Genomic DNA, 23,598 nt, shown 5'->3' with positions numbered 1-23,598 from the left:
TACCCGGCCTGGCAGACGCGTGATAATTCCAGACCGGGTAAGCAGAGCCTCACCCGGCAAAAGCACATGGATTTAAGCTATCAGGCCGACTCCGCCAGAGCAAGCTCGCCGCGCGGCTCGATACGCTCGGTACCGTTGTACAAACGCGCGTTTTGCAGCCCGACGAACAGCCGTTCGCCGCGGGACGGCGCCTCATCGCCCGTTAACACCACGCTCAGCGGTTCGTCATACCACCCCAGAGGCTGGACGACTAATTGGGTGTAGTGCCCTTTCGGACTGGCCTCCAGGACCTGCACCGGCAGCGGCGAATCCAGGCTGGTCCGCCGGCTGATGTCCACTTCCCATGGGCGCAGGAACAGGTCCACTGGCCCCTGGTATGCCGGGGTATAGCCTAACGGCCAGCGGTGGGCGCCGACGTGGAACTGTCCACCGCGGATGACCCCCTGCAGGCGGTTCACTTCCCCCATAAACTCCAGCACGAAACGGGTAGACGGCTCACGCCATACGCGCTCCGGGGCATCGGCCTGTTCGATGTTGCCCTGGCTCATGACCACCACCCGGTCGGCAACTTCCATCGCCTCTTCCTGATCGTGGGTGACGAACACGCTGGTGAATTTCAGCTCTTCATGCAGCTGACGCAGCCAGCGGCGCAGCTCTTTACGCACCTGCGCATCCAGCGCACCGAAAGGTTCATCCAGCAGCAAAATTTGCGGCTCCACCGCCAGGGCGCGCGCCAGCGCCACGCGCTGCTTCTGGCCTCCGGACAGCTGCGCCGGATAGCGATCCGCCAGATGGGCCAGCTGCACCATCTCCAGCAGTTTGGTCACCTTGGCTTTAATCGCCGCCGCATTGGGGCGTTCGCGGCGCGGCAGCACGGTCAGGCCAAAGGCGATGTTATCGAACACCGTCATATGGCGGAACAGCGCATAGTGCTGGAAAACGAAGCCCACTTTACGGTCGCGAGCGTGCATCCGACTGACGTCGGTACCGTGGAAGCGGATATGACCGCTGGTCTGATGCTCCAGACCGGCGATAATTCGCAGCAGGGTGGTTTTTCCGGAGCCCGAGGGCCCCAGCAGCGCAACCATTTGTCCGGAAGGGATATCCAACGAGATATCATTCAGCACCTGGGTGCGACCAAACGATTTCTTAATATTGGCAATCTCAATGCTCATGATTTCCCTCCTGTTGCGCGCGTTCTTTCTGATTGGCCAGACGCCATTGCAACATACTCTTTAAAAACAGGGTCAGAATAGCCATTAACGTCAGCAGGGCAGCGGCGGTAAACGAGCCGACGGTGTTGTAATCCTGCTCCAGTAGTTCAATTTGCAGCGGCAGCGACAGCGTTTCGCCGCGGATCGAGCCGGAAACCACCGACACCGCGCCAAATTCGCCGATGGCGCGGGCGTTGGTCAGCACCACGCCGTACAGCAGCGCCCAGCGAATATTGGGCAACGTCACCCGGCGGAACATCTGCCAGCCGGACGCGCCCAGCAGCACCGCGGCCTCATCTTCATGACTGCCCTGACTCATCATCACCGGCACCAGCTCACGCACCACAAACGGACAGGTAACAAAGATGGTCGCCAGCACCATGCCCGGCCAGGCGAACATGATTTGCAGATTATGCGCGTCAAGCCAGCCGCCCAGCGGACCGTTAGAGCCGTAAAACAGCAGATACACCAGACCGGCCACCACCGGCGAGACGGCGAACGGGATATCCAGCAACGTCAGCAGCAGTTGGCGCCCCGGAAAGGTAAAACGTGTCACCAGCCAGGCCAGCAAGGTACCGAACACCAGGTTCACCGGTACGGTAATCAACGCAATCATCACCGTCAGCCAGATAGCATGCAGCATGTCCGGGTTCGCCAGGTTTTCCAGCACCGGCATCAATCCTTTGCTGAAGGCCTGGATAAAGATGTAGAGCATCGGCACCACAAGGATGAAGGCGGAGACCAGCATCCCGACGCCAATCAGAAACCATTTTCCCCAGTTGATACGGGGCGCGTCGTAGCGTTTCAATTGAGTAACTTCCGCCATTAGTGACCTACCACGCGTCGACCAAAGCGACTCTGCAGGGTATTGATGGAAAACAGCAGCAGCAGTGAGGCGGCCAGGATCACCGAGGCGATGGCGCTCGCCGCCGGATAGTCAAACTCCTGCAGACGAATAAAGATCATCAGCGACGTCACTTCCGTCTTCCACGCGATGTTGCCGGCGATAAAAATCACCGCGCCGAATTCGCCGAGGCTGCGGGTAAACGACAGAGCAATGCCCGCCAGCAGCGCCGGCGACAGCTCCGGCAGCACCACCTTGCGGAAACTCTGCCAGCGCGTAGCGCCCAGCGTTTCCGCCGCTTCCTCATACTCGGGCCCCAACTCTTCCAGCACCGGCTGCACGGTGCGTACCACAAACGGGATGCTGGTGAAGGCCATCGCCACGGCGATACCGAGCCAGGTATAGGTGACTTTAATATCGAACTTCGCCAGCCATTCCCCGTAAATACCGTTCACCGAAAACAGCGAGGCCAGGGTCAGACCGGCTACCGCCGTCGGCAGCGCAAACGGCAGGTCCATTAAGGCATCCAGCAGCGTGCGGCCCGGAAAACGATAGCGGGTCAGGATCCAGGCCATCAGCAGACCAAAGACGCCGTTAAAAATCGAGGCCACAAACGCCGACAGCAGCGTCACCTTATAGGCGGCCACCACCTGCGGGTTGGTGATCACATCCCAGTACTGCGCCCAACTCATCTGCGCCAGCTGCATCACCAGCGCGCTGAGCGGTAATAACAAAATCAGACAGACAAACAGCAGGCTGGTGCCAAGGCTCAGGGTAAAGCCCGGCAGCACGCGCTTGGACGACACAGCAAACATTACTTACGCCCCGCCGCCAGCAGTTTGTCCAGTTCGCCGCCGCTGGCGAAGTGGGTTTTCATCACCTCAGGCCAGGAGCCAAACTTATCTTCCACGCGGAACAGCTCGGTCTGCGGGAATTTATCCTTCAGAGCATCCATCACTTTCGGGTTGTTTACCCGATAGTAGTAGTCGGTAATGATAGTTTGCGCCTGTGGCGTATAGAGCCAGTTCAGGTAGGCTTTCGCCGCCTTTTCCGTGCCATTGGCTTTGACGTTTTTATCGACCCAGGCTACCGGGAACTCCGCCAGAATGTTGGTTTTCGGGATAACCACTTCAAATCCCTGCGCCTCATACTGCTTGCGAATATTATTCACTTCCGATTCGAAGCTAATCAGCACATCGCCGAGGCCGCGCTCGGCGAAGGTGGTGGTCGCTCCGCGCCCGCCGGTGTCAAAGACTTCGACGTTCTTGAGAAACTGAGTCATAAACTGTTCGGTTTTAGCTTTATCGCCGCCATCAGCTTTATCCGCCGCGCCCCATGCCGCCAGGTAGGTGTATCGGGCGTTACCCGAGGTTTTCGGATTCGGGAAGATCAGCTTAACGTCAGAGCGAACCAGGTCGTTCCAGTCATGAATGTTTTTCGGATTGCCTTTACGCACCAGGAAACCCATCGTCGAATAGAACGGTGAGCTGTTGTTCGGCAGACGGCTTTGCCAGTCGGCCGGGATCAGGTTGCCTTTGTCATGCAGGATCTGCACGTCCGTCACCTGGTTGTAGGTGACCACGTCCGCCTTCAGGCCCTGCAAAATAGCCAGCGCCTGCTTGGATGAACCGGCATGCGACTGCTTGATGGTCAGCTTGTCCCCACCATTGTCTTTCGCCCACTGCTGCTCAAAAGGCGGGTTAAGGGCGGCAAACAGCTCGCGGGAGACATCATAGGAGCTGTTCAGCAGCTCCGTCGCCTGCGCCTGCGCCACCAGCAGCATGGAAGCCGCCAGCGCCAGATATCCTTTTTTCAGTGATTTAACGGCCATTGCGCACCCTTATCAACGTTGAACATTTTCTGATGATCATCATATTTATAACGGGTACGAAAGGAGTAACGGTTTTATATACCGTTTGGCGATTTGGAAGTCGAAAAGGGAATAAGCAACTGGCAAAGCTTAGCTGAAAGCGGCTCGCAGATTAGACGGGTCATTGTGACAAACGGCAGCCAGGCGTGCACTGTGTTTATATGAAAAACACACAGATATTTGCTCGTCAGCTCAGACGTAGCTTAACGCCCGCAGAACGTCGACCAGGGTACTGACTGGGCAACCGCCGTTTTGCTAGCGATACGTTTCGCCGTCAGCACCCCGTTGGCCCCTATATTCTCGATTTCGCCTGCTGCGCAATACGGCTGGCGATTGAACTGGACGGCGGCCAACACGATGACGCCGCACCCGCTGGCAACAGAGCGAGGGATGGCGAGTTTTACGCTTCTGGAATATTGAGTTTGAAGAGCATGGTGATGCGGTGATGGCGGGGATACTTGAAGCGCCTGAGTCGCCGATGCCCTCACCCCTCCCCTCTGACTGAGGGAGAGGGAGTAAAAGAATCCGCACGCAGATCCCATAACCGCACCGAACAGTTCCCTCCCCCCTTTGGGGAGAGGGTTAGGGTGAGGGGAAAAATTACAGCGCCTGGATACGCTCCAGCGACGGCGCGAAGTAATACCCGCCGGTCACCGGTTTGGTGAAGCGCAGCATCGCGTCGCGTTTACCGTCGGTATCGCCAAACATGCTCAGCAGCTGCTGCTCGATGTTATACAGGCGCGCGCAGTAGGCGCAGAAATAGAGGCCATGGGTGCCGCTGGCGGTGCCGTACGGCAGGCTCTGACGGACGATTTTCAGCCCTTTGCCATCTTCTTTTAAGTCCACGCGGCTCAGGTGCGACGTGACCGGACGTTCATCGCCATCGATCTCTTCGTTAGCGTCTTTAGTACGGCCGATCATCATCTCCTGATCCGGCACGCTCATGCGGTTCAGCTGTTTGAGATTATGCTCCCAGCGCTGGACGAACACGTAGCTGCCGCCCGCATCCACGCCGTCTTTAATGACCGCCACTTCGCGGCGGGTTTCTTCCCCCGCCGGGTTTTCGGTGCCATCGACGAAGCCGCTGAGGTCACGCTCTTCCACCCAGCGGAAGCCGTGAATCTCTTCTTTCACGTCGATAGCGTCGCCAAAGGCGGCCAGCGCGGCCTGCGCCACCGAGAAGTTAACTTCATGACGGGCGGATAAAATATGAATCAGCAGGTCATACTGGGTGGACGGCGCCAGCCCTTTGCCATAGACCGGGAAATCTTTTAACTCATCCGCCCCTTCGCCGCCGCTCAGCTGACGCCAGACGTTATTGCCGAACGCCACCACCGCACCGAGTTTGGCGTCGGGGAATTTAGCCTGGAAGGTGGCCACGTTATCGACAAAAATTTTGCTCGCTTCGCGCAGGGCGTTAACGTCCCCTTTGAGATTGGCTTCAATCCAAATCGCCGCGCGGCAATGTTCCGGCAAAATGCCGCTCTGAACCTGAGACATCGCTCCTCCTGAAATGATGCAACCACAACGCTGTCGCGTTGCTAACGCGCCATTGTAACCGTTTTTCAGAGCTGTCGTGTCTCTTCAGATCAATTTAGCGACGCCAGATAATCTTGCTGACCTTCCAGTTTTTCAGCGTATCGTCGGAGGGCATCAGCTCGTCCGGACCGCTCCAGTGGCCAGTGAAGGCATAGCTGATATGCTGGCTCCCCTCGGCCTGACACTCGACGACCGCCCCGTTGTCATGGCTGCCTTTCTGGCAGTTGCCGAAGGCTTTGCTGTACAGGTCGCTAAACGGTGTGCCGATTTTCACGCCGCTGGCGGTTTTGATATCCGCATCACGCACGTCAATCCGGCTGATAGCACCGTTGTCGCCATTGATGGTCAGCGCCACGCTGTTGTTTTTCAGCGCTTCAAAGTAGTGGACGATATTGCCCTTATCGGTCTTCATTCCGCTGCGTAAACGGTAGTCGCTGCCCAGCGCATCGCTAATCGCCTGTTCATTGAGCGGCGTGGAAGCCGTCAGTTTACCCACTCCCTGCTCGGTCACCTCGGTGGAAGCGCCAAACCAGTTCCACGGATAGGCCGCCGACCAGTTGACTGCGCTCATCGTGGAGCAGCCGGTCAGCGCCAGCGGAAGTGCACAGAGCATTACACGTAGCGATTTCATATCTCAATCCTTTCTGAGTCATTCAACGCATGTTGGAGTTCACGATCGGCAAAAAGTGCCATTAAAAGGTGGTCTGGTGAAAACAGGCGCCCAGGCGACGGCTGGTTAACAGCCACCACAGGGCATAGCCATCCGCGACCAGCAGCGCAATGGTCAACGAGGAGGGAGATTCGCCGCTCAGCCATAGCATCGGCTGCCACAGCAACAGCAGCACTTGCGATAGCACCAGCAGCCAGCGCATCGCCCGCCACAGGCGCGGCAGGCGCTGACGATAGCCGCTAAGCAGAAAGGCCAGCACCGCCGGCACGCCTGGCAGTAAACCAAGCCAGAAGCGCTCGTGATCGGGATAGAACAGATTAAGAATCGCGTCGCCCTGCTGGCGCGATGCGCCGGCCATCAAAAACAGCACCCACGTGCGGGCCTGCAACAACAGCACGCACCAGAAAAGCAAAGGCAGGCGCAGACGGCCATGGGCATCAAAATCGGCGGGGATAAACTCAGTATTCTTCATCTTCGATCAGGCGCTTGCCCAGGGTCAGGACATCGGCGTACTCATAGCCCAACCGCTCGTACATTCCCTGCACCACATCATTGTCTTCACGGACCATAATGTTGATTTTCGGGCAGCCGCGGGCAATCAGCTTTTTCTCCAGACGGTTGAGCAGCGCGTTCGCGATACCCCGGCCGCGATATTCCGGATGGACGCCGAGATAATAGGCCGATCCGCGATGACCGTCATATCCGCCCATCACCGTGCCGACCACTTCGCCATTCACTTCCGCCACCAGAAACAGGCTGACGTCGTGATTCAGCTTGCGCTCAATATCCATCTCCGGATCGTTCCACGGGCGCAGCAGATCGCAGCGCTCCCACAGCGTCACAACCTCTTCGAAATCCTGCTGGCGAAAAACGCGAATCTCCATGGTATTCCCCACCATTGACGGTTAAAAACAGTGATTATGGCGCGAATATAACTGATAGCCAATATCAGGCGAAATCAGCGACAAAAAATGGCATAATATGACTTTGTCATGTATTGAAATGAAAAGTAAAACAATTCTTATTTTGAATGGTCGTAACGGCAAACGCGATACGATATAACATTGGACATCACTTGTTTACAATTCAGGCCGAATGAGCACTTTTAAACCCTTAAAAATACTTGCTTCGCGCCGTCAGGTGCTGAAAGCCGGGCTGGCTGCGATGACGCTGAGCGGCGTCGCCTCACAGGTCAGCGCAAAAGAACAGCCACTGAAAACGTCAAATGGACATAGCAAACCCGCCGCCAAAAAGGCCGGGGGTCGCCGGATTGTAATGTTAGATCCGGGCCACGGCGGCATCGATACCGGCGCTATCGGCCATAACGGCTCGAAAGAGAAGCATGTGGTGTTGGCGATCGCTAAGAACGTGCGCAGCATTTTGCGCAGCAACGGCATCGACGCCCGCCTGACCCGCACCGGGGATACCTTTATCCCGCTGTACGACCGCGTGGAGATCGCCCATCAGCACGGCGCCGATCTGTTTATGTCAATCCACGCCGATGGTTTTACCAACCCGAGCGCCGCCGGCGCCTCGGTGTTCGCCCTGTCAAACCGCGGCGCCAGTAGCGCCATGGCGAAATACCTCTCCGATCGCGAAAACCGCGCCGATGAGGTCGCCGGTAAGAAAGCGACGGATAAAGACCATCTGCTGCAGCAGGTACTGTTCGATCTGGTGCAGACCGACACCATCAAAAACAGCCTGACGCTGGGCTCGCATATCCTGAAAAAGATCAAGCCGGTACATAAGCTGCACAGCCGCAATACCGAGCAGGCGGCGTTCGTGGTGCTGAAGTCACCATCCATACCGTCCGTGCTGGTGGAAACCTCGTTTATCACCAACCCGAACGAGGAGAAACTGCTCGGCACCACCGCCTTCCGGCAGAAAATCGCCACCGCGATTGCCAACGGCATTATCAGCTATTTCCACTGGTTCGATAACCAGAAAGCCCATTCGAAGAGACGTTAATGAAACCCGATGCCGCGCAGGTAAAAACTTTTCTGCTCCAGCTCCAGGACAACCTCTGTCAGCAGCTGAGCGCCGTGGATGGCGCGCCGTTTATTGAAGATGCCTGGCAGCGGGAAGGCGGTGGCGGCGGACGCAGCCGGGTGCTGCGCGAAGGCCGGGTGTTCGAGCAGGCGGGGGTCAACTTTTCCCACGTCCATGGCGACGCCATGCCTGCCTCCGCCACCGCGCACCGCCCGGAGCTGGCCGGACGCAGTTTTGAAGCCATGGGCGTCTCGCTGGTGGTTCATCCGCTGAACCCCTACGTGCCCACCAGCCATGCCAACGTGCGGTTCTTTATTGCCGAAAAGCCTGGCGCCGACCCGGTGTGGTGGTTCGGCGGCGGCTTTGATTTAACCCCTTACTACGGCTTCGAAGAGGATGCCGTCCACTGGCATCGTACCGCCCGCGATCTGTGTCTGCCGTTCGGCGAGGAAGTCTATCCGCGCTATAAAAAATGGTGCGATGATTACTTCTATCTCAAGCACCGCCAGGAGCAGCGCGGCATCGGCGGTCTGTTCTTTGACGACCTGAACACCCCGGATTTTGACCACTGCTTCGCCTTTATGCAGGCGGTCGGGAACGGCTATGCTGACGCCTATTTACCTATCGTCGAACGCCGGAAAGCCACGCCGTACGGCGAACGCGAGCGCCACTTTCAACTCTACCGTCGCGGCCGCTATGTCGAGTTCAATCTGGTCTGGGACCGCGGCACCCTGTTCGGCCTGCAGACCGGCGGGCGTACGGAGTCGATTCTGATGTCGATGCCGCCGCTGGTGCGCTGGGAATATGATTATCAGCCCGAGCCCGGCAGCCCCGAGGCGGCGCTGAGCGAGTTTATTCAGGTGCGCGACTGGCTGTAACGGCCGGATGGCGGCTGGCCACCCGGTAGCGGAGTCTCTTCCCTCACACCCACTGGCGCAGGCGATGGTGCAGCGTCATCGACGGTTTCTCAGCAAACAGCTGCTGATAGTCGGTGGCGAACTGCCCCAAATGCCAGAATCCCCACTGCATGGCCGCCTCCTTGACCGTCTCGCGCTCTGACCAGGGGCTTATCAGCTCCCGACGCACGGCGTTCAGGCGGATCCGTTTGAGCCAGGCGTTAGGACCAATCCCCAGAATCGCATGGAAGGCGTTTTGCAAAGTGCGACGGCTGACGTACAGCTGCTGGCACAGATCGAGAACGGTTAACGGCTCCGCGCTGTTTTCCAGCACATATTCGCGCGCCTGCGCCAGCAGGCGGCGGTAGCTCTGGTGGCTGACGCTCTCTGCACTTACCATCGGCTGCGCTTCTTCCAGCATCGTGCCCATCGCCAGCAACAGATTATCCCGCAGGACCTTACGCACGGCCGGCTGATGAAGGGTATCCGGATGCTCGCTAAAGGTGGCCAGCGCCTGTTGGACAAACCCCCACAGCGCGGCCTTATGCGGCTCGCGGACCGCCAGCGCTGACTGGTTGCGTAGCATATGTAGCACCCGTTCCGGGTGGTGCAGGAAACTGGCGTGACGCGCAATCACCTCCTGCGAAATCACTACCCCGAGAATGGTGTAATCATCCGGCGTGCTGAGCTCGAACTCCGTACCGCCGGGACGGGTGGCGATTTCTGCCCGGCCCAGACACTGCGAGCCGATAAACCCCTGTTCACCCCGGGTCGCCGGAATGCCAAACCAGAAGGAGTTCGGCCAGACCAGGCAGGACTGGCGCAGCGCCAGCCCGGTATATTCGCGGAAGACCTGGATCTCATCGAGCAGGATTTCGGTAAACTCGCCGCGAAACTGCCCCGGATGCAGTTGATCGTAGATCTGTTGCCAGGCGGTAATGGTCAGGGCGTGCTCATACACATCGGTTGTGTGTCGTTGATGAATATTGTCAATTTCAACCTGAGGCGTCAGCCTGGTGTCTTCCGGCAACGCCTCGCAACAGAGATGGTGCAAATTTGCAGAACGACGCTTTTTCATAATCGTTAAAGCCGGGGGCAAGCCGCTCCCGGCACCTCCGACAGGTTATGGATTTTTGAGACGATAGCGGCTACTGCGTTTTCGTAGCGTCCCTGCGGAAAAGAGCTGCTCCAGCGCCTGGCGGGCCTTATCCAGCGGCCAGGCAAAATGCGCGGCGACCTCGCCGGCCGTCATGCCCTGACGAACTGAAGCCAGCAGCGTCAGTAAGGCTTCCGATGAAGCCGGGTCAGCAGGCGGCATGGGCGCTGGCGGCGGTGGCTGAAAACCGCCGATCAGCCGCTGGGTATCCTCTTCCGGGCGACCAATTTCCCGACGGCTGATCACGCAGCCGGTCCGCCGGGCAGCGGCGGACCCGGCATCCAGCGCGGCGCGGCAGGCCGCCAGGTCGCCCTCCACCACCAGCGTTAACCTGCCCGGGTCGAGCACTTCATGACTGAGCAGGCGCACATTGGCCGCCTTAAGCATGGCATCCGCAGCGTCTACAGCCGCGACCATGCCCTCCACTTCGAGCAATCCCAGCGCATTGATCATCGCTCCCTCCATTACGCACGCTGTACAGGATGACGGGCAATATCGAGAACGGCATCGGTAAAGGCATTGCAGGCGGCTTTACAGGCGGCCTGGCTTCCCGTCAAAAAGGCGGCCGAATAGTTGGTTTCCGATGGCGGCGGGACGTAGGTCACCAGCTGAACGTCGGCCGACTTCATCGCCGCATCGATACCAAACGTCGCCTCCAGCGGCGGCGCCACCAGATAAGCGATCGGATCGCCCAACGCGATGCCAGCGGCCGATGAAAGATAAGAGCCGGTACGCGACACCACGTGCGCCAGAAAGGCGGTATCTTGCGCGTCGTTAGCCCACTGGAATGCCGCCCCACCTTCAATATGCGCCATCATGGCATCCAGCCCGGCGCGAACTTCCGCCGGGTTCGGGCCGCCAAGCATGATCAGTACTTCGCCGGCGGTAGGCGACGGACCATGGGCCGCACCGGCGTAGAGGGAGCGGCCATAGACCACCTCCACCATCGCCTGCTTTGTCGCTTCGTCGGCGGCAATATACGTCACATCGTCAGAATCTGCCGTGATGAGTCCGAGGCTACGTATATGCGACGGTAATTTAAGCTCGCGCGCGAAACCGTCATTCACCGAGGCAATCACGCGCATCGCGGTGACCGAGGGTCGAATCAAATCTAATGCTGGCATGATGCCTCCTTAACGGCTCATGTTGATGCCGGAGGCTTTCTGCTCCAGCATGCGTTTGGCTAAATCCACGATCACCGCGGCGGCTTCTACCGGCGGGGTGCCGCCCTGGTGGATATTGGAGATACAGGTTCGGTCGGCCTCGACGGTGGTCGCCACCCGCGGGGAGTACACCGCGTAGCAGGAGAGGCTCTCCGACTGGCCGAGCCCCGGGCGCTCGCCAACCAGCAGGATCACCACCTTCGCGCCGAGGATCTCGCCGATCTGATCTTCAATCTTGACGCGGCCATAGCGCACGAAGAACGGCGTCCCGACCTTCAGACCCGCCTGTTTCAGGCCGGCAAGCAGCGGCGGCAGGATCTCTTCGTAGTTGGCGGTGATGGCATCCGTCGACAGGCCATCGGACACCACCACCTGCACATCCGGATCCATCACGCACTGCGCCTTCAGCGCATCAATCGCTTCCGGACTGAGGCGACGGCCCATATCCGGACGCGTGAGGTAGAGGTTCTTATCGCTAATCTCGGAACGCACTTCCAGCAGCCCCTGCGCTTTCACCCACGCTTCCGGCACCTCTTTGAGCACCGTGTCTTTCGAGCGCGAGTGATCGGCCAGGAAGCGCAGCAGCGCCTGAGTGCGCGGACGCGGGCCGGCGCGGCCGGTGCAAACGCGCGCCGCGGTACTGCGTTTCAGTTCAGTCAGTACTTCGGCGCGGTGCGGATGTTGTACCCCAATCCAGGCTTTCGCTTCCGCTGAGCCCAGGTCCAGCGCGCAGCTTTCCACCACCGCTTCGCTGGCGCAGGCGGCATGGCAGGCCGGCGTCGACGCTGCGGGGGCCTGCGGCTGCGACTGTGGTTGTCCCATTGACGCCATTACGCTGCGTACAATGTCTTCAATCTGTTTTTGATCCATGATGTGTCATCCCCGCGTCATCAGAAGAACAGTGACGGATCGCCCGCCCGTTTGGTCAGGCGACCATTTGCCATAATGCCCATCGTTTCCAGCCAGCGTTCAAACTCCGGCGACGGCCGCAGGCCCAGCAGCTGGCGCACGGTCGCGGTATCGTGGAAGGCGGTGGTCTGGTAGTTGAGCATGATGTCGTCGCCGAGCGGCATGCCCATGATGTAGTTGCAGCCTGCGGTCGCCAGCAGGATCATCAGGTTTTCGTTGAGGTTCTGGTCGGCATCGGCATGGTTGGTATAGCAGCAGTCGCAGCCCATTGAGATGCCGCTCAGCTTGCCCATAAAGTGGTCTTCCAGTCCGGCGCGAATGATTTGCCGGTCGTTATAGAGATACTCCGGCCCGATAAAGCCCACCACGGTGTTGACGAGGAACGGATCGTAGTGCCGCGCCAGGCCATAGTTACGCGCTTCCATGGTCACCTGGTCGGCGCCGAAGTTAGCGCCAGCGGAAAGCGCCGAGCCCTGCCCGGTTTCAAAGTAAAGACAGTTCTCCCCGGCGATGCGGTTAAACTCCGCCCCCACCGCCCGCGCTTCATCGAGCATCGCCAGCTCGACGCCGAACTCTTTAAGCCCTTTTTCACTGCCGCAGATGCTCTGGAAGATAAGCCCCCCCGGCGCGCCGCGGCGGATGGCTTCAATCTGGGTAGTGACGTGCGCCAGCACGCAGCCCTGGGTCGGGATGTTAAACTTGTCGATCACCCCGTACACCGTATCCAGCACCCGGCTCAGGTTCTCCACGTCGTCAGTGACCGGGTTGACGCCAATCACCGCGTCGCCCGCGCCGAAGGAGAGCCCTTCATAGATTTGCGCGGCAATACTCTGCACGTCGTCGCGGGTATCGTTCGGCTGCAGGCGGCAGCTAAAGGTCCCCGGCAGACCGATGGTGGTATTGGCTTTTTTGATCACCGGCATTTTTTTACCGCCGTAGATCAGATCGGCGTTGGAGCAGATCTTGGCCACCGCAGCCACCACCTCGGAGGTCAGCCCTTTGCGGACAAAGGCGATATCGTCGCTGGTGACCTCGTCGTTGAGCACGTATTCCCGCAGGTCGCTGATGGTCCAGTGTTTAATCCGCTGATAGGCGGTTTCGTTCACGTCATCCTGGATCAGGCGCGTAACGCAGTCCTCCTCATACGGGATCACCGGGTTATTACGGATATCGGCCACCGTCATATCGGAGAGCACCTGCTTGGCGGCCACGCGCTGCTGCGAACTCTCCGCCGCTACCCCCGCCAGCACATCCCCCGAACGCAGTTCGTTGGCTTTCGCCAGCACCTCTTTTACATCCTTAAACTGATAAACATTGCCGAACAATGTGGTCTTTAGTTTCATAAGTCGTTCCCTCAGGAAGGAAATGCGAGTGATTTCACCGTCACCGGCACAACCGATCCGCCAAAAAGAGGCGTACCAATGTCGATATAGTCTCCCGCCCGGATGCTCACCTCATCGATGACCGCCAGCGGAAGGTGTGGAAGCTGTGGCCGCAGCAGCATGCCCAGCGCTTTGCCAAAATCCTGCTCGGCCACCAGCAGCAGCGGACGGGGATTGGGAAAGCGGGCGACAAACGCCAGCAGGGCGTCAATTACGGTCAGTAAGGTGGCGTAGCGCACCGGAAGTGAAGCGGGAAGCGCCAGCACGTAAGCGTCCGCCTCGGGAGCCAGATCGAGCTGCGTCAGCGCCTGGAGCCAGGCGTTCGGCAGATCGGCAGATCGGCGGCATACTGCGGGATAGCCACCGGCAGATTGCGCAGCGGCAATGGAACCCCCTCCAGCCAGATGGTGCTCCCGGACAGGGACAGCGTATGCGCCCCGGCGCCAATCACCGTGGCGCGCACGGTTTGCGCCGGGAACTGCACGTTCATCTCACGCAGGCGCGGATGCTCGTGCAGGGCCGTGGCCAGCAGCGGCCCGATATCGGAAAAACAGAAAGGATCGGCGGGCTGATGGCGGTAGCACTCCCCCACTCCGCCGGAAAGGGTAATCACCTCCGGCTGAATACCCGCAGGCAGTACTTCGGTTTGCATCAGCCCCTGCGCCAGCGGTGAGAGGGTGCCGTCGATCACCTCGACGATCAGCGCCGCCATCCGGCGCGCCACCTGCGCCAGCTGCCCGGCGGTCAGCGCCAGGGCGTTAGTGCCGGCGCCAAACAGCGCATCGACAATCCGCTGCCCCGGCGGGTGCGCGTGGACCACGCGCCCCTGAGCGTCGGTTTCCAGCAGGCGGCCGCCGACGTTGAGGCAGGCGGTGGCGCTGACGTTTCCGGCGTCAAACAGGGCATAGTTCGAGGTACCGCCGCCAATATCGATATTAAGCACCCGGCACATCCGCTGCCGGGACAGGGTCTGCGCCCCGGCGCCGTGTCCGGCAATGACCGACTCCAGGTGCGGCCCGGCGCTGGCGACGACAAAATCGCCCAGCGACTGCGAGAGCGCCATCACCGCCGGGCGGGCATTGCGGGTTTTCGCGCTTTCGCCGGTGATGATGATCGCCCCGGAATCCACCGCTTGTGGAGCGATCCCTGCGGCCCGGTACTGAGCCAGAATCAGCGCCTCAAGCTCGGCCTCTTTCAGTTCTCCCTGCTTATCAACCGGCGTAAAGAAGACCGGGCTTTGCCAGCTAATGTCGCGTTTGATGAATTCATAACGCGGCACCTGGGAAACCGCCGCGCGGTTCACCAGCTCGAGGCGCGAGAAGATCACCTGCGTGGTGGTGGTGCCGATATCAATACCGACGCTCAACAGCTGGCGCGTGTTCACGAGTGCGCCTCCGCTTCGTTGTTGGCAGGCGCCGGTACGTTTTCATCTTTTGGCACCAGCAGCATCGCCACGCCAATCGCGGTAACGCCGCCGACCAGCTTGCCGACAATCATCGGAAAGATCATGGCGTTCATATTGGCCGCCGCAAAACCGAGATGGTCGCCGAGGGCGAACGCCGCTGACACCGAGAAGGCGCAGTTGATCACTTTTCCGCGGGTATCCATCTGCTTCATCATGCCGAACATCGGGATATTGTTCGCCAGGGTAGCGACCATGCCGCCGGCAGCCATATTGTTGATTTTTAGAAGATTACCAACGCGCATCAGCGGTTTTTCAAACCAGCGGGTCAGCAGGAGCACCATCGGGTAAGCGCCGAGCAGCACGCAGGAGATAGAGCCAATGACTTCGATGGCGCGCATCACCTCGCCGGGCTGGTCGCCAGGCGCCATAAAGATCGGATCGAGTCCCGGGATCAGCTCCCAGCCGAGCAGGAACTTGATCACCGCCGCCGCCAGGCCGATGGTGATCAGCGCCACGAGGAATTTGGCGAAGATCTGGAAGCCGTTGATCATTTTTTCCGGAATAAACTTCAGCCCCAGCGCCACCAGCACGGCGACGATGATCACCGGGATCATATTCATCAGGATCAGCGCGAAGGTAAACTCTACCGGCTGGCCGTTGATCTCCACCCCGGAATACATCGCCACCAGACCGCCGGCGATACAGCCGATGGGAATGGTGACAATGCCCGCCAGCACGCCGAGCGCCAGCCAGCGGCGATCGGTTGGTTCGATAATGCCGAGCGCCACCGGAATGGAGAACACAATGGTCGGACCCATCATAGAGCCGAGGATCAGGCCTGAGTACATCCAGGCCGCCACGTCGCCGCCCGCGAGTTCTTTAGCGAGGAAGAAACCGCCCATGTCGCACGCCAGCAGCGTGCCGGCGAACATCGACGGGTTGGCGCCGAGCATCTCATACAGCGGAATAATCACCGGACCAAGCAGATGAGCCAGCACTGGCGCCAGGGCGGTCATCCCGACCATCGCCAGGCCCAGCGCGCCCATCGCCATAAACCCTTCTTCAAACTGACCGCCGGATCCCTCAATGCTTTTCCCCAGTTTGCCGAGAAAGCGCGCCGAGCCGCCGAACTGCGACAGGATCCTGTCCACGGCGGCAATCAGCATAAAGAACATCATGATGTACATGATGATTTCGTTAATTCCCATAGCCTTTACTCCCTGTCATTTATGATTTGTAGATACTGTGAATACCGGGACATTAGCCGCACTCAGGCGACTTTCCCGGGCCGCGGCGTGAACGCCTTACCCGGGCTACGGCATAGCAGACGGCTGTGATCCTGTAGCCCGGCTAAGCGCAGCACGAGCCGGGAAAGCCACAGCCACACGCCTCCGGGAAAATCGGCATTTATTGCGCCGCCGCGTACAGCTCGATAATCTGCTCCCGGCTGGCGGTGCGTGGATTGGTGCGCAAACAGATGTCCTCCTGCGCCGCTTGCGCCCAGGCGTCGTAGTGCGCGGACGTCGCGCCAGCCTCCGTCAGCCGCATCGTCAGACCGACCTCGGCGATCAGCTCGCGCACGGCGGCGATAGCCTCGCGGTCATCGGTTTTCTTGCCGGTTAACGCCCGGCCGATCTGGCTGAAGCGCGCCCGGCGCACCATGCGGTTAAACTCCATCACCGTTGGCAGCAGCATGGCGTTGGCCAGACCGTGCGGAATATGCAGCGCCGCCCCCGGCTGATGCGCCATGGCATGGCATAGCCCCAGCCCGGCGCTGGAAAACGCCATCCCCGCCATGCAGGAAGCCAGCAGCATGTTCTCCCGCGCCGCCAGATCCTGACCGCAGCCCACCGCTTTCGGCAGCGCCTCGCCGATCATGGCTATCGCCCCCATCGCCAGACTGTCGGTAAACGGCGTGGCGTGGCGGGCGCTGTAGGCCTCGACGGCGTGGGTCAGCGCATCAATCCCGGTCATTGCCGTGATATGCGGCGGGACGCCCTCGGTCAGCGCGGCGTCGAGAATCGCCACATCCGGCATCAGCGAGGCATGCGCCAGCACCTGTTTGCGTCCACTCACCGCATCGATAATCACCGTCACATTGGTGGTTTCAGACCCGGTGCCAGCGGTGGTCGGCACCGCGATCAGCGGCAGACGTGGACGCAACTCGCTGTGCTCCGTCATCTCCCCCAGCGTCTGCTCAGGATTGGCGACCAGCAGCGCCACCGCCTTCGCCGCATCCAATACCGATCCACCACCAAAGGCCACCACGCCGTCGCAGCGCGCGTCCCGCAGCTGGGCGACGGCGGCGCAGACATCGGTGACGCAGGGTTCGCCGGCGGGACAGGGCCAGAGAGTCATAGCAATCCCTTTCATCGCCAGGCTACGCTCCAGCCCGGCGGTCATTCCCGCCTGATGGAGAAAACTGTCAACCATGACAAACAGATGCCTAAGGCCCCGGGACTGCGCTTGCGGACCGCAGGCTGCCAGCGCGCCGACGCCGTGCAGCGTCACCGGCGGAACGTTGAAGCTTTTCATTTGCTGAAGATTCAGCGTATCAAAGGCATGGAACAGCGCCGTCTGCAGTTCAGCTTGCATACATCCCCTCCGCTTTTTCCCTCCCGCTGTTGGCGATTGCCAGCGGGGTCATAAACAGGCTGTACTGCGGCAAATGCACCGGTAATGCCGGGAAGCGCTGACGAAACAGCTCATGCACGCCCGGCTGCATACAGGCGCCGCCTGCCAGCCACAAATCGACAATCCCTTGTCCGGCAATATGTCGGGCGACAATTTCGGCCATCTTCTCGTACACCGGCTTAACCACCGGCCAGATCTCCCCGGCGTGGCTGCGCTTGTACTGCTCCGCCTCCTCAAGCCCGATGCCGCGATTCCCGGCCAGAGTCAGGGAGATATGGTGGCCGCCGGTGGCTTCATCCGCCGAATATGTCACCCTGCCCTGTTTAACGATGGCGATCCCGGTGGTGCCGCCGCCGATATCCACCACCCCGGCGTTATCGAGCTGCAGCAGATCGGCCACCGCGGTAGGCTCATCCAGCACATGACTGATCTCCAGCCCGGCGGACTCCAGGACATTGATCGAAATGCGCGGATCGGTGCCGGGCGGAAACGAGGTCGCCGCATGGGTGAAGCGGCAGCCCAGCTGCTGCTCGAGAGTCGCAAGATGTCGGCGCACGAGGGTGACGGCGCCAAAAAAATCCCAGACGATGCCGTCGCGCACCACGTCGGCCCAGTCAAGGCATACCGCAACCGGCTGGCCGTCACGGTCAACCACCATCGACACCACGTCGCAGGTGCCCAAATCGATGCCCAGCCACAGCGGCGACTCGCTGGCGGCGGGCGCCTGGTTACACAGGGCAGCGGCTTTTTGTAGTCTCGGCGAAAGCCAGCGTTGTTCGTCGTGCGCCATGTTCATCCCTTATACGATTCGAAACGCATCCACCAGCACGCAGCGGCGCAGACGAACGAAGGTCCGCGCGCTGGTCACCCCTTCCCCGGTTGGGGTGGTGATGGTCATGGTGGTCCAGCCCTCGCCGCCCAGCCCAAGCCCGGCGATGCACGGCCCGTTTTTGACGAAGATGCTGGTGTCGATGGCGTTCGCCATCTGGTTCATGTTGTCGATATTGCGCGAGTGCATCGCCGCCGTATGGTGGCAGCCGCCTTCCAGTTGCACCGCCAGGGCGATGGCCTCCTCGACGTTCGCCACCCGCACCACCGGCAGCACCGGCATCATCAGTTCAGTCACCGCAAACGGATGGCTGGCGGGGGTTTCCACGAACAGCAGACGGGTTTGCGCCGGCACCTGCAGGCCAATCGCCGCGGCGATTTTGCCCGCATCGCGGCCGACCCAGTCGCGGCTGACCGTGCCTTTGCCGCGCTCGTCAATATTTTTCAGCAGCAGCGGCTGGAGCTGTTCGGCCTGCGCCGCCGTGAGTTTCACCGCCTGCTGGCCTTCCATCAGGCGCATCAGTTCGTCGGCAACGCTATCGACCACGATCAGCACCTTCTCGTCGGCGCAGATAATGTTGTTATCAAAAGAGGCGCCTTTGACGATCGCCTGCGCGGCGCGCGGTAGATCGGCAGTCTCATCCACCACCACCGGCGGGTTGCCAGCCCCGGCGGCGATCAGGCGTTTGTTGGTATGTTTGCGCGCCGCCTCGACCACCGCTTCGCCGCCGGTAACCACCAGCAGGCCGATGCCAGGGTACTTAAACAGCCGCTGGGCGGTGTCGATATCCGGGTTCGCCACGGTCACCAGCAGGTTGGCCGGGCCGCCGGCGGCCACTACCGCCTGGTTAAGCAGGGTAATTGCCCTTTGCGAGACCTTTTTCGCCGCCGGATGGGGGGCGAAGACCACGCTGTTGCCGGCGGCAATCAGGCTAATGGCGTTGTTGATCACCGTCGCCGCCGGATTGGTGGACGGCGTCACCGAGGCCACCACGCCCCAGGGCGCATTTTCAATCAGCGTCAGGCCATTATCGCCGGTGAGCACCTGCGGAGTCAGACACTCCACGCCCGGCGTGCCGCGCGCCTGCGCCACGTTTTTGGCAAACTTATCTTCAACGCGTCCCATGCCGGTCTCCGTCACCGCAAGCTCCGCCAGTTCACGGGCATACTTTTCACCCGCCTCACGAATGGCCTGAATCACCTGCTGACGCATCGCCACCCGCTTTAATCCCTGCTGGGCCACCGTTGCCGCCGCGACAGCGTCATCCAGTGAGGCAAAAACGCCCATATCATGAACGGTGCCGGCAGGCTGGCTGCTGTCTTTCATTTTCAGCAGTACCGCTTTCACTACCTGTTCAATGTCCTGTTGATTCATGATTTTTCACCCTACTTATGGAAGAGCACCTGACCATCGGCCGCAGCCTCATCCACGATACCAATCACGCACAGATCGACCGGAGAGGCGCCGTGTGCGTGCGCCTGTCGCGCCGAGCTGCCGCTGACCAGCAGTACCCACTCGCCGCATCCCGCGCCGATGCTGTCGATGGCGACCGCACATTGCCCGTCGGGCTCGCCGCGGGCATTGAGCATCTCCACCATCAGCAGTTTGTCGTGGGCCAGACCTTCATGGCGTACGGTGCAGACCACATATCCGGTTACCACAGCCAGCTTCATGTCCGTCTCCGCGTGTGATGTGCAGGCCGGAAAAGCGCAACGCCATCCGGCATTCATGCCTTTTCATGGTCGGATAGCGACGCGCTGGCGTCTTATCCGGCCAGAATTTTCCGGCACCCCCTCCCCCGTTAGATGTTGCTGTCGCCCTTGAAGCTAATCGGGAAGACCTCTTCCAGATCGCCATGCGGGCGCGGGATGACATGTACAGAGACCAGCTCACCGATACGCTGAGCCGCCGCCGCCCCGGCATCCGTCGCGGCTTTGCACGCCGCGACATCGCCGCGCACCATGGCGGTCACCAGGCCCCCGCCGATCTGTTTCACTCCCACCAGCTTGACGCGGGCCGCTTTGACCATGGCGTCGGAGGCCTCAATCAGTGCAACCAGGCCCCGGGTTTCAATCATTCCTAATGCTTCCATTGTGTTTTCCTCTCATAAGGGGTCCTGAAGGGGACCATTCATTCAACCAGCGTGGACGAGTCGGGGATCCGGCTTGCGTCCGTCTGGCGCGGTACCGACGCCACCAGCGCCAGTTCGATAATTTCCTCTACGCTACAGCCTCGCGAGAGGTCGTGAAGCGGGGCGGCCAGGCCCTGGATCAGCGGCCCGATGGCGCGATATCCGCCCAGCCGCTGGGCGATTTTGTAGCCGATGTTGCCCGCCTCCAGCGACGGGAAGACCAGCACATTGGCCCGGCCCTGCAGCGGGCTGCCGGGCGCTTTGTGCGCAGCGACGTCCGGTACAAAGGCGGCGTCAAACTGCAGCTCGCCATCGACCATCAGCTGCGGCGCCCGCTGACGCACGATCTCCGTGGCCTGCTGGACGTTAGCCACACAGGGATGCCGGGCGCTGCCGTGTGTCGAGAAGGACAGCATTGCCACCCGCGGCGCTTCGCCAGCGATCGCTTGCCAGGTCTCGGCGCTGGCAATCGCGATATCCGCCAGCTGCGCCGCGGTCGGCTGCGGCACCACGCTGCAGTCGGCAAACCCCAGCGGCTGTCCGGTATACTGCGGCAGCATCAGAAACAGCGAAGAGAGCGTTTTACACCCCGGCTGCAGGCCGATAAGGCGCAGACCAGCGCGCAGCACGCTGGCGGTTGACGAGAGATTTCCGGCGATACACACCTCGGCCTGCCCGGCGTTGACCATCGCCGCGGCGAACATCAGCGGGTCGGCCAGCTTGTCGACCGCGTCAGCGGGCGCTTTATCGCCGGCGCGCGCCTGCCAGGCGGCGGCAAACGCCTCGCGCATCGCCAGGTTGCTGTGCGGATCGATGACCTGCACCCCGGTCAGCGGCAGACGTTCGCCAAGGGCGAACTGCCGCAGCGCGAAGGGGCTGGCGACGAGGATCGGATGCGCCAGGCCCTGCTGCTGCAGATAATGCGCCGCCTTCAACACGCGGACGTCCAGCGCATCCGGGAACACCACCCTGGCGGGGGCGCGCAGCGCCAGTTTGCGACACTGGTCAATGATCATCTTCACCTCCCAGCTGCTGCAGTTGGCTGAGCGCCGGCGGCGCGTCCGTCACGCCCAGGATCATCATCACGTAGACCGCGCTGGAAAGGCGGTTGAGCGCCTGTAGAATATCGGCACGCTGGACCGCAAATTGCGGCGTAATAAACACCTGCGCCGCGGTCACCTCCGCCTCGCGCACTTTGCCGCGCAGCAAATTAAGCAGCGCGACATCGCGCCCATGGCGGGCCTCCGGCACCAGGTGATCGTGACCCAGGTAACGCAGCGGCTGATGGGACAGACGATGCAGCTGCGCCTCGCTGAATCCGGCTATCGACTGCGCCGCCAGCGGTTCCTCCAGCGCATCGGCGCGCATGATGTTGCCCAGCCGCGAACGGATATCCGTCAGCCACGGCTGCCAGGGCTCCGCCAGTTCAATTTGCAGCCACACCGTCAGGGCGATGGTGCTGTCCAGCACCGCGCGGAAGGCCAGCCGCGGATCGTTTTTCGCCACCAGGGTATCGGCCGTCAGATGAGTTAAGGTGTCCGGCTTTTTGCCCACCGGCTGGTGACAAAGCTCGCAGCAGGCCTGGGGCGGATGGTCGCTGCTGGTCAGGACATGCACCGGCTGCGGCGTCTGTTCGTCATCCTCGACAAACAGGCGCCCCTGGCGGTCGAGAAATTTGACCCGCAGATGCCGACTTTCCAGCAGTTCCCTCGCCGAGGGCGTCAGGCGAGCATCGGCAGGAAGATGGATTTCACCGCCTTCGCTGAGCGTATGATTCGCTCTGAGCCACGCTTCGGTAATGAAATCGTTCATAGCGATTGCCAGTTTGCCGGCCAGGCGACGTACAGGAAGCGCACCGTCGACGGGGTACCGAATTCGATGCTGGAGCCTTTCGGGATGAACATGACGTCCCCCGCTTTGGCGACCAGCGTTTCCCCCTGATGGCGCACATGCAGCTCGCCCTCCAGCACCATATCGATTTCGTCGTAGTTCAGCGTCCACGGGAAGAAGGCGTTCTCCCACTGCATAAATCCGGCCGCCATGCTGCTGCCATCCTGGTCAGTCACCAGGTCCGTTAAGCCGACGCAGTGCGGCTGGGCGCCGTCGAAGCGGCCAAACTTCACGCTGCTGCCGTCGATCACTTTGATGCCGCCTTTGCCGGTCACTGCCTCAAATCCCGGCTGCATCGCCTCCTGCTCCAGGGACTGCTTCTCCTTCATCACCTTTTCCATCAGCTGCGCCACCAGGCTTTCGGTAAACTGGCCTTCCGGCAACTGCGCCAGGATGGTTTCCCGGATCCGCTGGCTTTCCGTTTTGTCGCTGTCCGCCGCTGTCGCCGCCGGCGCGGCGCCATCGTCTTCGGTGATAGTGAATCCCAGCAGCTCGGCGACTTCGCGCGCTTCCGGGGTGATAATGCTGGCGCGCAGAACTACTGACATCGCCTGTTCGCCGCGCGCGTGGGCGGCACGAATATCGTTAGCGGTAATGAGTTTCTTCACCTGGCCCTTCCTCCTTTTGGCTGAGCTCACTCAAGTAATTTTCCAGCGGCGCGACGCTTTGCGGATCGCAACCGTTGAGGGCGAAAACCGGCGCCTGAAACCCCATCCCGTCCAGCAGCTGCCGCACCGCGGCGACGTTGGCATCCGGCAGATCCGTTTTGCTGATCGCCACGATAAGGTGCTTTCGGCTGCCAATATCCAGCAACCCGGGTGGCAGGCGACTTTCGGTATCATTGGCCGCATGGACATAAATCAGGGTGTCCACATCCTGCAAGGTGGTAATTAAGGCGTGATACCAGCGCGGATGGCTGAAATATTCCCCGGGTGTATCGATGTCGCCACGATCGTTAAATTCCAGCGCCTGCGTTTTTCTGGCGAGGTAATAATTCCCCTGCAGGGCATTAAATAACGTGGTTTTTCCTGCACCGACGGCGCCGACAATCGCAATACGCTTCATGGTCGCTCTCAA

Annotated in this window: 26 protein-coding genes and 1 pseudogene; 3 read left to right on the top strand and 24 right to left on the bottom strand. The window is 60.7% G+C overall.

Going from position 1 to position 23,598, the window contains the following annotated elements; genetic code table 11:
- Positions 1–80: 80 nt before the first annotated feature.
- The 4 genes from cysA to cysP are packed head-to-tail and all read right to left on the bottom strand — an operon-like array spanning position 81 to position 3,889.
- Positions 81–1,175, bottom strand: a complete 1,095-nt coding sequence (cysA, locus tag KHQ23_RS14120; RefSeq protein ID WP_002913623.1) for a sulfate/thiosulfate ABC transporter ATP-binding protein CysA — start codon at positions 1,173–1,175, stop codon at positions 81–83.
- Positions 1,165–2,040: a sulfate/thiosulfate ABC transporter permease CysW gene (cysW, locus tag KHQ23_RS14115; protein WP_002913625.1), complete on the bottom strand. Its 876-nt coding sequence runs from the start codon at positions 2,038–2,040 to the stop codon at positions 1,165–1,167. The genes cysA and cysW overlap by 11 nt, the downstream gene beginning before the upstream one ends.
- On the bottom strand, positions 2,040–2,873 hold the full coding sequence (cysT, locus tag KHQ23_RS14110) for a sulfate/thiosulfate ABC transporter permease CysT (protein WP_002913626.1): 834 nt from the start codon (positions 2,871–2,873) through the stop codon (positions 2,040–2,042). The genes cysW and cysT overlap by 1 nt, the downstream gene beginning before the upstream one ends.
- The gene (gene cysP / locus KHQ23_RS14105) at positions 2,873–3,889 is read right to left on the bottom strand and encodes a thiosulfate/sulfate ABC transporter substrate-binding protein CysP (RefSeq protein WP_002913628.1); all 1,017 of its coding nucleotides are present in this window, start codon (positions 3,887–3,889) and stop codon (positions 2,873–2,875) included. The genes cysT and cysP overlap by 1 nt, the downstream gene beginning before the upstream one ends.
- Before the next feature lie 275 nt (positions 3,890–4,164).
- On the opposite strand from cysP, the gene KHQ23_RS26630 reads away from it, so the two are divergent.
- Complete coding sequence (locus tag KHQ23_RS26630) at positions 4,165–4,374, top strand: DUF559 domain-containing protein (RefSeq protein ID WP_349816781.1); 210 nt, start codon at positions 4,165–4,167, stop codon at positions 4,372–4,374.
- A 154-nt stretch (positions 4,375–4,528) separates the two neighbouring features.
- Here the strand turns inward: KHQ23_RS26630 and KHQ23_RS14095 are convergent, their stop codons facing one another.
- From KHQ23_RS14095 to KHQ23_RS14080, 4 genes are all read right to left on the bottom strand, one after another.
- Positions 4,529–5,428 carry a Dyp-type peroxidase gene (locus KHQ23_RS14095; protein WP_004145614.1) on the bottom strand — a complete coding sequence of 300 codons (900 nt, stop codon included), beginning with the start codon at positions 5,426–5,428 and terminating at the stop codon, positions 4,529–4,531.
- A gap of 94 nt (positions 5,429–5,522) precedes the next feature.
- Positions 5,523–6,098, bottom strand: coding sequence for an RpoE-regulated lipoprotein (locus tag KHQ23_RS14090; RefSeq protein WP_002913630.1), 576 nt, complete (start codon positions 6,096–6,098; stop codon positions 5,523–5,525).
- A 61-nt stretch (positions 6,099–6,159) separates the two neighbouring features.
- Positions 6,160–6,609, bottom strand: coding sequence for a DUF2919 domain-containing protein (locus KHQ23_RS14085; RefSeq protein WP_002913635.1), 450 nt, complete (start codon positions 6,607–6,609; stop codon positions 6,160–6,162).
- Positions 6,596–7,021 (bottom strand): GNAT family acetyltransferase, encoded by a 426-nt coding sequence (locus tag KHQ23_RS14080; protein WP_002913637.1) that lies wholly within the window; start codon positions 7,019–7,021, stop codon positions 6,596–6,598. Before KHQ23_RS14080 ends, KHQ23_RS14085 begins: the two co-directional genes overlap by 14 nt.
- Before the next feature lie 211 nt (positions 7,022–7,232).
- On the opposite strand from KHQ23_RS14080, the gene amiA reads away from it, so the two are divergent.
- Together amiA and hemF are read left to right on the top strand one after the other, a co-directional pair.
- Positions 7,233–8,105: an N-acetylmuramoyl-L-alanine amidase AmiA gene (amiA, locus tag KHQ23_RS14075; protein WP_002913639.1), complete on the top strand. Its 873-nt coding sequence runs from the start codon at positions 7,233–7,235 to the stop codon at positions 8,103–8,105.
- Positions 8,105–9,004 (top strand): oxygen-dependent coproporphyrinogen oxidase, encoded by a 900-nt coding sequence (gene hemF / locus KHQ23_RS14070; RefSeq protein WP_002913641.1) that lies wholly within the window; start codon positions 8,105–8,107, stop codon positions 9,002–9,004. The genes amiA and hemF overlap by 1 nt, the downstream gene beginning before the upstream one ends.
- Before the next feature lie 43 nt (positions 9,005–9,047).
- Here the strand turns inward: hemF and eutR are convergent, their stop codons facing one another.
- From eutR to eutP, 16 genes and pseudogenes are all read right to left on the bottom strand, one after another.
- A complete protein-coding gene (eutR, locus tag KHQ23_RS14065; protein ID WP_002913642.1) occupies positions 9,048–10,100 on the bottom strand; it encodes an HTH-type transcriptional regulator EutR in 1,053 nt (350 codons plus the stop codon).
- Between the two features lie 45 nt (positions 10,101–10,145).
- The gene (eutK, locus tag KHQ23_RS14060; protein ID WP_029602651.1) at positions 10,146–10,631 is read right to left on the bottom strand and encodes an ethanolamine utilization microcompartment protein EutK; all 486 of its coding nucleotides are present in this window, start codon (positions 10,629–10,631) and stop codon (positions 10,146–10,148) included.
- Positions 10,632–10,642: 11 nt separating this feature from the next.
- The gene (gene eutL, locus KHQ23_RS14055) at positions 10,643–11,302 is read right to left on the bottom strand and encodes an ethanolamine utilization microcompartment protein EutL (protein WP_004174905.1); all 660 of its coding nucleotides are present in this window, start codon (positions 11,300–11,302) and stop codon (positions 10,643–10,645) included.
- Between the two features lie 9 nt (positions 11,303–11,311).
- Positions 11,312–12,211: an ethanolamine ammonia-lyase subunit EutC gene (gene eutC, locus KHQ23_RS14050; protein ID WP_004174901.1), complete on the bottom strand. Its 900-nt coding sequence runs from the start codon at positions 12,209–12,211 to the stop codon at positions 11,312–11,314.
- Between the two features lie 20 nt (positions 12,212–12,231).
- Positions 12,232–13,593: an ethanolamine ammonia-lyase subunit alpha gene (gene eutB / locus KHQ23_RS14045; RefSeq protein WP_004152001.1), complete on the bottom strand. Its 1,362-nt coding sequence runs from the start codon at positions 13,591–13,593 to the stop codon at positions 12,232–12,234.
- Positions 13,594–13,604: 11 nt separating this feature from the next.
- A pseudogene (eutA, locus tag KHQ23_RS14035) lies at positions 13,605–15,016 on the bottom strand (ethanolamine ammonia-lyase reactivating factor EutA).
- Positions 15,013–16,245, bottom strand: coding sequence for an ethanolamine utilization protein EutH (gene eutH, locus KHQ23_RS14030; RefSeq protein ID WP_004149260.1), 1,233 nt, complete (start codon positions 16,243–16,245; stop codon positions 15,013–15,015). The pseudogene eutA and the gene eutH overlap by 4 nt, the downstream one beginning before the upstream one ends.
- 199 nt (positions 16,246–16,444) lie before the next feature.
- Positions 16,445–17,632: an ethanolamine utilization ethanol dehydrogenase EutG gene (eutG, locus tag KHQ23_RS14025; protein WP_004213207.1), complete on the bottom strand. Its 1,188-nt coding sequence runs from the start codon at positions 17,630–17,632 to the stop codon at positions 16,445–16,447.
- Positions 17,622–18,461, bottom strand: coding sequence for an ethanolamine utilization protein EutJ (gene eutJ, locus KHQ23_RS14020; RefSeq protein WP_009309531.1), 840 nt, complete (start codon positions 18,459–18,461; stop codon positions 17,622–17,624). Before eutJ ends, eutG begins: the two co-directional genes overlap by 11 nt.
- A 9-nt stretch (positions 18,462–18,470) precedes the next feature.
- The gene (locus tag KHQ23_RS14015; RefSeq protein WP_004152003.1) at positions 18,471–19,874 is read right to left on the bottom strand and encodes an aldehyde dehydrogenase family protein; all 1,404 of its coding nucleotides are present in this window, start codon (positions 19,872–19,874) and stop codon (positions 18,471–18,473) included.
- 11 nt (positions 19,875–19,885) lie between these two features.
- Positions 19,886–20,173, bottom strand: a complete 288-nt coding sequence (gene eutN / locus KHQ23_RS14010) for an ethanolamine utilization microcompartment protein EutN (protein WP_002913719.1) — start codon at positions 20,171–20,173, stop codon at positions 19,886–19,888.
- Positions 20,174–20,301: 128 nt separating this feature from the next.
- Complete coding sequence (eutM, locus tag KHQ23_RS14005) at positions 20,302–20,592, bottom strand: ethanolamine utilization microcompartment protein EutM (RefSeq protein ID WP_000387720.1); 291 nt, start codon at positions 20,590–20,592, stop codon at positions 20,302–20,304.
- A 38-nt stretch (positions 20,593–20,630) separates the two neighbouring features.
- Positions 20,631–21,647 carry a phosphate acetyltransferase gene (gene pta / locus KHQ23_RS14000; protein ID WP_032434893.1) on the bottom strand — a complete coding sequence of 339 codons (1,017 nt, stop codon included), beginning with the start codon at positions 21,645–21,647 and terminating at the stop codon, positions 20,631–20,633.
- Entirely contained in the window at positions 21,637–22,443 is an 807-nt protein-coding gene (gene eutT, locus KHQ23_RS13995) for an ethanolamine utilization cob(I)yrinic acid a,c-diamide adenosyltransferase EutT (protein WP_002913723.1), read from the bottom strand. The genes pta and eutT overlap by 11 nt, the downstream gene beginning before the upstream one ends.
- Positions 22,440–23,129, bottom strand: a complete 690-nt coding sequence (gene eutQ / locus KHQ23_RS13990; RefSeq protein ID WP_004185056.1) for an ethanolamine utilization acetate kinase EutQ — start codon at positions 23,127–23,129, stop codon at positions 22,440–22,442. Before eutQ ends, eutT begins: the two co-directional genes overlap by 4 nt.
- Positions 23,107–23,586, bottom strand: coding sequence for an ethanolamine utilization acetate kinase EutP (gene eutP, locus KHQ23_RS13985; protein ID WP_032434895.1), 480 nt, complete (start codon positions 23,584–23,586; stop codon positions 23,107–23,109). The genes eutQ and eutP overlap by 23 nt, the downstream gene beginning before the upstream one ends.
- Positions 23,587–23,598: the final 12 nt, after the last annotated feature.

Source organism: Klebsiella sp. 64, from assembly GCF_018223915.1.
GTDB lineage: Bacteria > Pseudomonadota > Gammaproteobacteria > Enterobacterales > Enterobacteriaceae > Klebsiella > Klebsiella pneumoniae.
The sequence above is the reverse complement of the archived record's forward strand: the minus strand, read 5'-3'. Positions and strand labels throughout refer to the sequence as shown.